This is a genomic window from Acidovorax sp. sic0104, assembly GCF_019219095.1.
In the GTDB taxonomy this organism is placed as follows: domain Bacteria; phylum Pseudomonadota; class Gammaproteobacteria; order Burkholderiales; family Burkholderiaceae_C; genus Acidovorax.
Window position 1 is genome coordinate 44,337 of the sequence record NZ_JAHUWH010000026.1, and the last position, 11,279, is coordinate 55,615.

9 protein-coding genes are annotated in these 11,279 nt (G+C 64.2%); 3 read left to right on the forward strand and 6 right to left on the reverse strand.

Features of this window, described 5'->3' with window-relative positions; translation table 11 throughout:
• Positions 1-14: 14 nt before the first annotated feature.
• The 6 genes from KW835_RS25150 to rpmH form a co-directional block, all read right to left on the reverse strand.
• Positions 15-506 (reverse strand): Crp/Fnr family transcriptional regulator, encoded by a 492-nt coding sequence (locus KW835_RS25150; RefSeq protein WP_218387484.1) that lies wholly within the window; start codon positions 504-506, stop codon positions 15-17.
• 181 nt (positions 507-687) lie between these two features.
• Positions 688-2,115: a tRNA uridine-5-carboxymethylaminomethyl(34) synthesis GTPase MnmE gene (mnmE, locus tag KW835_RS25155; protein WP_218387486.1), complete on the reverse strand. Its 1,428-nt coding sequence runs from the start codon at positions 2,113-2,115 to the stop codon at positions 688-690.
• 90 nt (positions 2,116-2,205) lie between these two features.
• Entirely contained in the window at positions 2,206-3,918 is a 1,713-nt protein-coding gene (gene yidC / locus KW835_RS25160) for a membrane protein insertase YidC (RefSeq protein ID WP_218387488.1), read from the reverse strand.
• A complete protein-coding gene (yidD, locus tag KW835_RS25165) occupies positions 3,915-4,220 on the reverse strand; it encodes a membrane protein insertion efficiency factor YidD (protein WP_218387490.1) in 306 nt (101 codons plus the stop codon). Before yidD ends, yidC begins: the two co-directional genes overlap by 4 nt.
• On the reverse strand, positions 4,217-4,828 hold the full coding sequence (locus tag KW835_RS25170; RefSeq protein ID WP_218387491.1) for a ribonuclease P protein component: 612 nt from the start codon (positions 4,826-4,828) through the stop codon (positions 4,217-4,219). Before KW835_RS25170 ends, yidD begins: the two co-directional genes overlap by 4 nt.
• Before the next feature lie 73 nt (positions 4,829-4,901).
• On the reverse strand, positions 4,902-5,036 hold the full coding sequence (gene rpmH / locus KW835_RS25175; protein ID WP_005798102.1) for a 50S ribosomal protein L34: 135 nt from the start codon (positions 5,034-5,036) through the stop codon (positions 4,902-4,904).
• A 444-nt stretch (positions 5,037-5,480) separates the two neighbouring features.
• On the opposite strand from rpmH, the gene dnaA reads away from it, so the two are divergent.
• From dnaA to gyrB, 3 genes are all read left to right on the forward strand, one after another.
• Positions 5,481-6,905, forward strand: a complete 1,425-nt coding sequence (gene dnaA, locus KW835_RS25180; RefSeq protein WP_218387492.1) for a chromosomal replication initiator protein DnaA — start codon at positions 5,481-5,483, stop codon at positions 6,903-6,905.
• Positions 6,906-7,072: 167 nt separating this feature from the next.
• Entirely contained in the window at positions 7,073-8,191 is a 1,119-nt protein-coding gene (gene dnaN / locus KW835_RS25185; RefSeq protein ID WP_218387493.1) for a DNA polymerase III subunit beta, read from the forward strand.
• Positions 8,192-8,345: 154 nt separating this feature from the next.
• On the forward strand, positions 8,346-10,952 hold the full coding sequence (gyrB, locus tag KW835_RS25190; protein ID WP_218387494.1) for a DNA topoisomerase (ATP-hydrolyzing) subunit B: 2,607 nt from the start codon (positions 8,346-8,348) through the stop codon (positions 10,950-10,952).
• Positions 10,953-11,279 lie beyond the last annotated feature (327 nt).

An 11,279-nucleotide genomic window follows, 5' to 3' on the forward strand; every position in this document is an offset into this window, starting at 1 on the left:
CACCTGTACCGCTGTCAGGTAGCTGCAACGCGGCGGCGGCGGTTGCCCAGCCGCTTGGCCAGCACAGCCCCGGCCGCCATCGCCAGGCCCAGCGCAATGGCGGGCTGGCGGTTGGTGAGTTCCGTAAAACGAATGGCGGGAAGGCTCCACAGCTTGCAGGGCGCGCTGGCCTGCACTGTGGCGCTGCGCGTGCGGTGCGAGAAGAATGCGCCTTCACCCACCACGGAGCCAGCCCCCACTATGGCCAGCCGCAGCCGCTCCTTCTCGTCTTGGTAATGAACACTCAGGCTGCCGCTTTCCACGAGGTACAGCGTTCGGTCCGTCGCTCCCTGGGAGAACAGCACCTGCCCGGCAGGCATCACCACGGGCAGCAGGTACGACGACAGAATGTCCCACTGCGCCTGGGTCAAGGGGTTGGTCATGCTGTCATCGGCGCTGGCCTGCGCGATGGCGTCGATCAGGCCCTGCAGATCAACCTTGGGAGCCAGTGGAGAAGAAACGTTCATGGAGCGCGAAGCTACCCTTGTTACAGATGGGAGACAAGCGCTGTTTACGTCCGTTTACAACATTGGCGACAAGCGGTGGCTTGGGGTTGTTCTACGGAACGACGCAGGCGCGCGGCAGTCTTTCGCACCCTCTGTTCCGAATGCCCGAGCCCGTACCAATCCGAGCGCCGATGCGCCTTCTTCACTTCCCGATGCAGAAGCTGGAGAAGATCACGCCCAGCAAGTCGTCCGACGTGAACTCTCCGGTGATCGCGCTCAGTGCGTTCTGTGCCAGGCGCAGTTCTTCGGCCAGCAGGTCCAGAGCAGGACCTTGCGCGGCCAGTTGGCCCGCAGCCTCCTGCAGGTGCAGGCCCACGGCCTGCAGCGCTTCGACGTGCCGGGCGCGGGCGATGTAGATGCCTTCGGGCGCGGACTGCCAGCCCGCCACGTCCAGCAGGATGCGCCGCAGGCCGTCCAGCCCCTCGCCGGTGCGCGCCGACAGGCGCACTCCCGGCCGGGTATCGCCGCCCGCCGGGTGGACGGCCGCTTGCGGCGCGCTATCAAGCTTGTTCCAGACGTCGATGACCGGGATCGAATCAGGCAGTTTTCGGGCCAGCGCGCTTGCTATGCCTACGTCTGCTGCTATGTATTCAGTAGCATTCATGCGCTGCAGGTCGTGCAGGAAGAGCACGGCATCAGCCCCGGCGATCTCATCCCACGCGCGGGCGATGCCGATGCGCTCCACCTCGTCGTCGCTGTCCCGCAGGCCTGCGGTGTCGATGATGTGCAGCGGCACGCCCTCGATCTGGATGGTCTGCTGGACCTTGTCGCGCGTGGTGCCCGCAATTGGCGTGACGATGGCCAGCTCGGCCCCGGCCAGCGCGTTGAGCAGCGAGCTCTTGCCTGCATTGGGCTGGCCGGCGATGACCACCTTGATGCCCTCGCGCAGCAGCGCGCCCTGGCGTGCGCGCTGCATCACCGACGCCAGCGTCTGCTGCAGATTCGATAGCTGCCCGTGCGCGTCGGCCTTGCGCAGGAAGTCGATTTCTTCTTCCGGAAAGTCGAGCGTGGCCTCCACCAGCATGCGCAGGTGGATGAGCGCGTCGCGCAGGCCATGGATCTCCGCCGAGAACGCGCCCGTCAGCGACCGGCTGGCGCTGCGGGCCGCCGCCTCGGTGCTCGCGTCGATCAGGTCGGCGATGGCCTCGGCCTGGGCCAGGTCGATCTTGTCGTTCAGGAAGGCGCGTTCGGTGAACTCGCCCGGTTGCGCCACGCGCAGGCCGGGCAGGCAAGGCTGGCCGGTGGCGGCGTTGGTCGCGCTACCCGCCTGCAGGCAGCGGGCCAGCAGCAGCTGAAGCACCACGGGGCCGCCGTGGGCCTGCAGCTCCAGCACGTCCTCGCCGGTGTAGCTGTGCGGGCCGGGAAAGTACAGCGCCAGCCCCTGGTCGATGGCCTGCCCCTGTGCATCCCGAAAGGGCAGGTAGGTGGCCTCGCGGGGCTTGAGCGCCCGGCCGCACAGCGCCTGCACCAGCCCACCGATGGCGCGGCCCGACACCCGCACGATGCCGACGGCACCCCGGCCCGGAGCGGTGGCGATGGCGACGATGGGGTCCTGGTGGCGGGCAAGCATGGGGGCGACTTTACAAGGGTGGGGTGCGGGTGGAATGAAAAAGGCCGCTTGCGCGGCCTTCGGGGTTCGTGCTGTCTCAGCGACTCAAGGTCACTTGAAGCTAGGCAAGTTAAATTGCGGCGGCACGCCCATGCGGGTGTTGATAAGCCACTGCTGCGCGATCGACAAGATGTTGTTGGTCAGCCAGTACAGCACCAGGCCGGCCGGGAAGAAGAAGAACATCACACTGAAGATCAGCGGCATGAACCACATCATCTTGGCCTGCAGCGGGTCTGGCGGCGCAGGGTTCAGGGCTGTCTGCAGCAGCGACGACAGCGTCATCAGGAGCGGCAGGATGAAGAACGGGTCGGGTGCCGACAGGTCGTGGATCCAGCCGATCCACGGCGCGTTGCGCATTTCCACGCTGGACAGAAGCACCCAGTACAGGGCGATGAACACGGGGATCTGGACCATGATGGGGAAGCAGCCGCCCATGGGGTTGACCTTCTCCTCGCGGTAGATGCGCATCATCTCCTGCTGCATCTGCTGCGGCTTGTCCTTCAGGCGCTCGCGCATCTCCATGATCTTGGGATTGATGGCCTTCATCTTGGCCATGCTGGCGTAGGCCTTCGCATTGAGCCAGTAGAACGCGATCTTGAGCAGCAGCACCAGCGCCACGATGGACCAGCCCCAGTTGTTCAAGAGCTTGTGCAGCTGGTCCAGCAGCCAGTACAGCGGCTTGGACAAGATGGTCAGCCAGCCGTAGTCCTTGACCAGCTCCAGGCCGGGGTACAGCTTTTCCATCATGGTCTCGACCTGCGGGCCGGCGAACAGGCGCGCGTCCACGGTCTTGCTCGCGCCGGGCTCGATGGCGCCCAGCGACGTGAGCATGCCCACGGAGTACAGGTTGGTGTCGACCTTGCGGGTGAACAGCTCGCGCTGCGTGCCGTCGGCCAGCAGCCAGGCCGTGGCAAAGTAGTGCTGCACCATGGCCACGTAGCCGTTGGGCGAATCCTTGGGGATGTCGACCTTGCCGTTCTCGATGTCCTTGAACTCGATCTTCTGGTACTTCTTGGCTTCGGTGTAGACCGCTGGGCCGGTGAAGGTGGAGTAGAACGACGACTCGCCCGGCGGCTTGTTGCCGTCACGCACCAGCTGGAAGTACAGCTGCGGCGACACGGCCGCAGTGCCGGTGTTGACCACCTCGTGCTTGACGGCGATGTCGTAGACACCGCGCTTGATCGTCCAGGTCTTGGCCAGCTTCAGGCCGCCCAGGTCGGGCGATTCGAAGCGGATGCTGAGTTCGTCCTGGCCGTCCTTGAGCTCGCGCGGGCCGGGCACCACCGTCATCGGGGTCTTGTGCGTGGGGAAGTTGCCGCCGATCAGGCCCGTCTGCGCCACGTAGACGCGCTGTGCGCTCTCGTCCAGCAGCAGGAAGTTGCGGGCCTTGTCCGCCATGTCGGCGTGCTTGAGCAGCTCGGCATGGGTGAGCGAGCCGCCTTCGCTGTCGAACGTCAGGCGGTACACATCGGTGGTCACCTGCACGCGTTCACGCGCTGCCGGGGCGGCCGCTGGAGCGGGCTGGCCCGGCACCGACGATGCGCCCTGGGCAGCGGCAGCCGCCACAGGAACGCTGGACGACGACGGCACGCTGGCCGCGCCAGCCGCGCTGGATGCACCGCCGGCCGGTGCGGGTGCCGTCACCTCCGTGGCGCTCGGGAAAAACGTGGCCTTGTTGCCGTTGTGCAGTTGCCACTTGTCCCACAGCAGAACCATGGAAAAGCCAAAAATCACCCACAGGATGGTGCGGCGAATGTCGTTCATGAAGACTTCTTTGGTGAGGATGGTTGGGTGTTGGAATCAGAAAGCCGCGAAAAAAGCCGCTCCTGGCGCGGCACATCGTGCTGCGCGACTGGAGGAACCGGATCGTGCCCCCCGTCGCACCAGGGGTGGCAGCGTACCAGTCTGCGCACCGTGAGGTAACTTCCCATGGCGGCACCGTGGCGCTCCAGCGCCTCGAGGGAATACACCGAACAGGTCGGTTCGAACCGGCAGGCAGACCCCAGCCACGGACTGAGAAACAGCCGATAGCCCTTGACCACGCCGATGAGCAGCGCCCGCATCATGGGGCAACCGCCGACACCCGCGGCTCGCTGGGGGTTTTTCCGCCTTTGCCGCTTCCCGGGCCGCCAGCAACCTGGGCACCCGCGCCCGGCCGCTTCGCCGCATGGCCGAACAGCTGCAGCAACTCGGCACGCACCGCCTGCCTGAGCTGGTCGGACGTGGCACTGACGAACTGTTTTCGGTCGAACGTGCTGCGCAGGCGCACCACATGGGCGGACTGCGGCGCGACCTGGGCGAGCCGCTCCTCGAAAGTCGCGCCTACGGTGTAGATCTGCCGCTTGATGGTGTTGCGCGTGACAGCACGGCGAGCCCAGCGCTTGGGCACCATGGCACCCAACCACACGCCGGACAACACAAACAGGGCCTGCGGCGAGGCGCCGGGCCCTGTCGGCAAGCGAGCTGCTGTTGCAGCCACAGCCTGCGCGTTCGGAGCCGCTTCCAACCCGGCAACGGATGACGTGCCGGGGCCAGACGCAACAACGGCACGGCCATCGGTGGCAGTGCCGTCAGCGCCCAGCACCAGGCGGTGCAGCGCAAAATGGGCGGTACGGGACACAGTGCCCCCCGCCATGGCGGCCTGGAACTGCGGACGGGTTTTCAACCGTTGCATGCTGCATGCACCCCGTTTGGTACCTGGCGGTGCAAACCGGGGCAGCGAAATGCAGGCCCAGACCTGGCCGGCCTTAGACGGCCAGACGCTTGCGGCCCTTGGCGCGGCGTGCGTTGATGACGGCACGGCCGCCGCGGGTCTTCATGCGGACGAGGAAACCGTGGGTGCGCGCGCGGCGCGTCTTGGAGGGCTGGTAAGTACGTTTCATGGTGCTATTCCTTGAGGTTCAGTTCCGGACTGCTGCTCTTGAACCCCCTGCAGCCTGCCCGTGGCGTACTGACTGAAACAGCACGTCGGCGGCAGACCCACGGGGCAGAAATAACGGCGCGCCGGGTCAAATCACCCTGAACACATTCAGGGAAACCCAAAATTATCGCAGGCTTGGGCTGAGCTGGCAATGCCTTTCGGCTTGGCGGGCCTTGGCGGCTGCTTCTGGTGCAGCGCTTCCACGCGCCGCCCGGACACAGCAAGGCTGCCGTCCGGCGGCCTGCAGCGAGCCAGGCAAAGGGGACGAACAGCACACCCGAGGCCGAAACTCAACCCCGGGGATCACCCGGCTGCAGTCCCGCCGCAAATTGTGGATAACTCCTTGACAAGCTACAATCCCCCGCCCAGCCCCGTTCCTCCTATCCACAACAAGAATTCCCCTGAAATGACCGAGGAACCCTCCCGCAGCCCCCACCCGTCGACCAGCGCCGATGCCGGCCAGGGCCTGTGGCAAGCCTGCATCGAACAACTGGCGCAAGACCTGCCCGAGCAGCAGTTCAACACCTGGATCAAGCCCCTCGTCGCCCAGGTGGCCGAGGACTTCTCCAAAGTCACCCTGCTCGTGGCCAACCGTTTCAAGCTTGACTGGATTCGTGCGCAATACGCAGGCCGCATCGCATCGTTGCTCGAGGGCCTGTACGGCCAGCCCGTCACTCTGGAGTTAGCACTCGCTCAGCGAGAATCCGTTGCCCGCACTTACGTTCGACCAGCGTCTGCAGAACCATCGAATACGCCGCAGCCCGCGGAATCGCCCGCCGCCAGCAGCGACGACGCCTCCTCCGGCGCCTTCCGCAACCGGCTGAACGCCGCCCTCACGTTCGAAACCCTGGTGGAGGGCACGGCCAACCGCATGGCGCGCTCGGCCGCCATGCACGTGGCGGGCATGCCAGGACACCTCTACAACCCGCTGTTCATCTACGGCGGCGTGGGCCTGGGCAAGACCCACCTGGTGCACGCAGTGGGTAACCGCCTGCTGCAGGACAAGCCCGACGCCAAAGTTCTCTACATCCACGCCGAGCAGTTCGTGTCGGATGTGGTTAAGGCCTACCAGCGCCGCACCTTCGACGAGTTCAAGGAGCGCTATCACTCGCTCGACCTGTTGCTCATCGACGACGTGCAGTTCTTCGCCAACAAGGACCGCACGCAGGAAGAATTCTTCAACGCGTTCGAGGCCCTGCTGGCCAAGAAGTCGCACATCGTGATGACGTCGGACACCTACCCCAAGGGCCTGGCCAACATCCACGAGCGGCTGGTCTCGCGCTTCGATTCGGGCCTGACGGTGGCCATCGAGCCGCCCGAGCTCGAGATGCGCGTGGCCATTCTGATCAACAAGGCCCGCGTCGAAGGCACGGAGATGCCCGAGGAAGTCGCCTTCTTCGTCGCCAAGAACGTGCGCTCCAACGTGCGCGAACTCGAAGGCGCGCTGCGCAAGATCCTCGCGTACTCGCGCTTCAACCAAAAAGAGATTTCCATCCAGCTGGCCCGCGAGGCGCTGCGCGATCTGCTGTCCATCCAGAACCGTCAGATTTCTGTGGAAAACATCCAGAAGACGGTGGCCGACTACTACAAGATCAAGGTCGCCGACATGTACAGCAAGAAGCGTCCGGCCAGCATTGCCCGCCCGCGCCAGATTGCGATGTACCTGGCCAAGGAGTTGACGCAAAAGAGCCTTCCCGAAATCGGAGAATTGTTCGGCGGGCGCGACCACACCACCGTTTTGCATGCCGTTCGCAAGATTTCGGGCGAACGCCAGCAGCTGACCGAGTTGAACCAGCAGCTGCACGTGCTGGAGCAGACCCTGAAAGGCTGAAACCCCGTGCGCTCCGGTAAGCCCGCTTCTGTAAGAACTTGTTCGTCGCTCCCGCGAGGGAACAAACACGTTCTTACAGGGCAAAATGACGGATTGGGCAGCAGGGGGGGCACCACCCGTGCCGCTGCCAATGCACCGGTTTAGAAAATCCACAAGAGGTTGAAGACATGATCGTCCTGAAGGCAACACAAGACAAGGTTCTCGCGGTACTGCAGTCCGTGGCTGGCATCGTCGAGCGCCGGCACACGCTGCCCATCCTGGCCAATGTGCTGATCCGCAAGACGGGCAATGCCCTGCAGCTGACGACCAGCGACCTCGAAATCCAGATCCGGACCACCGCCGAGCTGGGCGGCGACACCGGCGACTTCACCACCACCGTGGGCGCGCGCAAGCTCATCGACATCCTGCGCACCATGCCCGGCGACCAGACCGTGAGCCTGGAGTCGCAACAGTCCAAGCTGGTCTTGAAAGGTGGCAAGAGCCGCTTCACGCTGCAGAGCCTGCCCGCCGAAGACTTCCCGCTGGTGCAGGAGTCGGCCGCCTTTGGCCCCGTGTTCGCCGTGCCGCAAAAAACGCTGAAGGACCTGCTGAGCCAAGTGTCGTTCGCGATGGCCGTGCAGGACATCCGCTACTACCTCAACGGCATCCTGTTCGTGGCCGAGGGCAAGACCCTCTCCCTCGTGGCCACCGACGGCCACCGCCTGGCCTTTGCCAGCGCCACGCTGGACGTCGAAGTGCCCAAGCAGGAAGTCATCCTGCCGCGCAAGACCGTGATCGAGCTGCAGCGCCTGCTGAGTGACGCGGGCGGCGAGAACCAGCCCCACATCGAGATGCAGTTCGCCAACAACCAGGCGAAGTTCACCTTCGGCGGCATGGAGTTCGTCACGAAGCTGGTCGAGGGCAAATTCCCCGACTACAACCGCGTGATCCCCAAGAACCACAAGAACAGCATCACCCTGGGCCGCGCCCCCCTGCTGGCCAGCCTGCAGCGCACGGCCATCATGACCAGCGACAAGTTCAAGGGCGTGCGCCTGAACCTGGAGCCCGGCACCCTGCGCGTCGCGTCCAACAACGCCGAGCAGGAAGAGGCCGTGGACGAGCTCGACATCGACTACGGTGGCGACACCATCGAGATCGGCTTCAACGTCACCTACCTGATCGACGCCCTGGCCAACATGGGCCAGGACATGGTGAAGGTGGAGCTTTCGGACGGCAACAGCTCCGCGCTGATGACCATCCCCGACAACGACAGCTTCAAGTACGTGGTGATGCCCATGCGCATCTGAGGCGGCCCCTCTCACCTGCCGCACAGCCACGCAGCTGCACCCTGTTTACTATCGTATTGATAGCTACTAGCGCTTACTGGATAGGCGGTAGAGCCCAATTTGACCATTGAAACTATTGGAAACCCACCGGTTTCCGCGGACCCCAAGGCCCACCATGACCGCTGACAACAACCTGCCCGAGCAAGAACCTACCGGCACGGGTGAGCCTGTTCCCAACAAGATCGACACCAACCAGGCCGGGGCGAGCGAGAGCTACGGCGAAGGCTCCATCACCATCCTCGAAGGCCTGGAGGCCGTGCGCAAGCGCCCCGGCATGTACATCGGCGACACGTCGGACGGCACCGGCCTGCACCACCTGGTGTTCGAGGTGGTGGACAACTCCATCGACGAAGCCCTGGCCGGCCACTGCGACGACATCGTCGTCACCATCCACACCGACAACTCCATCAGCGTCACCGACAACGGCCGCGGCATCCCCACCGGGGTGAAGATGGACGACAAGCACGAGCCCAAGCGCAGTGCTGCCGAGATCGCGCTGACCGAGCTGCATGCGGGCGGCAAGTTCAATCAGAACAGCTACAAGGTATCGGGCGGCCTGCACGGCGTGGGCGTGAGCTGCGTGAACGCATTGAGCAAATGGCTGCGCCTGACCGTGCGCCGCGAAGGCAAGGTGCACCAGATCGAGTTTGCCCGCGGCTTTGTGCAGGACCGCCTGCTCGACACCGTGGACGGCTTTGAAGTCAGCCCCATGAAGGTGACTGGCGAAACCGAAAAGCGCGGCACCGAAGTGCACTTTTTGCCCGACACCGAGATCTTCAAGGAAAACTACGACTTCCACTACGAGATCCTGGCCAAGCGCCTGCGCGAGCTGTCCTTCCTGAACAACGGCGTGCGCATCCGCCTGAAGGACGAGCGCAGCGGCAAGGAAGACGACTTCTCGGGCGCCGGTGGCGTGCGCGGCTTTGTCGAGTTCATCAACAAGGGCAAGACCGTCCTGCACCCCACCTCGTTCTACGCTGCAGGCGAGCGCCCGGCCGAAACGTATGGCGGCATCCCCGGCACGCACATTGGCGTGGAAGTGGCCATGCAGTGGAACAGCGCGTACACCGAGCAGGTGCTGTGCTTCACCAACAACATTCCCCAGCGTGACGGCGGCACCCACCTGACCGGCCTGCGCGCAGCGATGACCCGCGTCATCAACAAGTACATCGAAGAAAACGAGCTGGCCAAGAAGGCCAAGGTCGAAGTCACCGGCGACGACATGCGCGAAGGCCTGTGCTGCGTTCTCTCAGTGAAGGTGCCCGAGCCCAAGTTCAGCAGCCAGACCAAGGACAAGCTGGTGTCGAGCGAAGTGCGCGCCCCCGTGGAAGACATCGTGGGCAAGCTGCTCACCGACTATCTGCAAGAGAAACCCAACGACGCCAAGATCATCTGCGGCAAGATCGTCGAAGCCGCCCGCGCCCGCGAAGCCGCTCGCAAGGCCCGCGAAATGACCCGCCGCAAGGGCGTGCTCGACGGCATGGGCCTGCCCGGCAAACTGGCCGACTGCCAGGAAAAAGACCCGGCCATGTGCGAGATCTACATCGTCGAGGGTGACTCCGCCGGCGGCTCCGCCAAGCAAGGCCGTGACCGCAAGTTCCAGGCCATCCTGCCCCTGCGCGGCAAGATCCTGAACGTGGAAAAGGCGCGCTACGAAAAGCTGCTCACCAGCAACGAAATCCTGACGCTGATCACCGCCCTGGGCACCGGCATCGGCAAGGCCGGCGGCACCACCGGGGGCGATGACTTCGACGTGGCCAAGCTGCGTTACCACCGCATCATCATCATGACCGACGCCGACGTCGACGGCGCCCACATCCGCACCCTGCTGCTGACCTTCTTCTACCGCCAGATGCCCGAGCTGGTCGAGCGCGGCCACATCTACATCGCGCAGCCACCGCTGTACAAGGTCAAGGCCGGCAAGGAAGAGCTGTACCTCAAGGACGGCCCCGCGCTCGACGGCTTCCTGCTGCGCATTGCACTGAACCACGCCAGCGTGAGCACCGGTGGCGCCAACCCGCAAGTGCTGGCCGGCGACACCCTGGCCGAACTGGCGCGCAAGCACCAGGTCGCAGAAAGCGTGATCCACCGCCTGTCCAACTTCATGGACGCCGAAGCCCTGCGCGCCGTGGCCGACGGCGTGAGCCTGAAACTCGACACCGTGGCCGAAGCCGAAGCCAGCGCCGTGGCCCTGCAGATCAAGCTGCGCGAACTGAACACCACCGGCACGCCCGCCGAAGTGGCCGGCGAATTCGACGTGCGCACCGACAAACCCATCCTGCGCATCAGCCGCCGCCACCATGGCAACGTCAAGAGCAGCGTCATCACGCAGGACTTCGTGCACGGCGCCGACTACGCCGCCCTGTCCGAAGCCGCCGAAACCTTCCGCGGCCTGCTGGGCGAGGGCGCCAAGGCCCTGCGGGGCGAAGGCGAGAAGCAGAAGGAAGAAAAAGTGGGCGACTTCCGCCAGGCCATGAAGTGGCTGATTTCCGAAGCCGAACGCACCACCAGCCGCCAGCGCTACAAGGGTCTGGGCGAAATGAACCCCGAGCAGCTGTGGGAAACGACGATGGACCCGAATGTGCGGCGCTTGCTGCGGGTGCAAATCGACGATGCGATCGAGGCGGACCGCGTGTTCACGATGCTGATGGGGGATGAGGTGGAGCCACGGCGGGACTTCATTGAGACGAATGCGCTGCGGGCGGGGAATATTGATGTGTGAGCCAGTGTAGGTTCTCATTGATCTTGCAAATATTCTCAGTACTTGCAAACCGTGCGGCCGCGGGCTGACCGAGATGTAAGACGCACTATTACGGACCTGTCAAATGACAGAGAAAATGCAAACTTTGCCAAGTTAGTGCAAAAGTACAGTCAGAGAAAATGAAAAAAGGCACTCATCTGGAGTGCCTTTTTTTATTGCGGTGACCCGTCCTGCCCAGCGTTGACACCTTTCCATGCTCGAAAGGAAGAAACGCCATGGATACAGGCATCAAGAGAACGCAGCGTGACTACACGATGGCCTTCAAACTGGCCGTTGTTGAACAAGTGG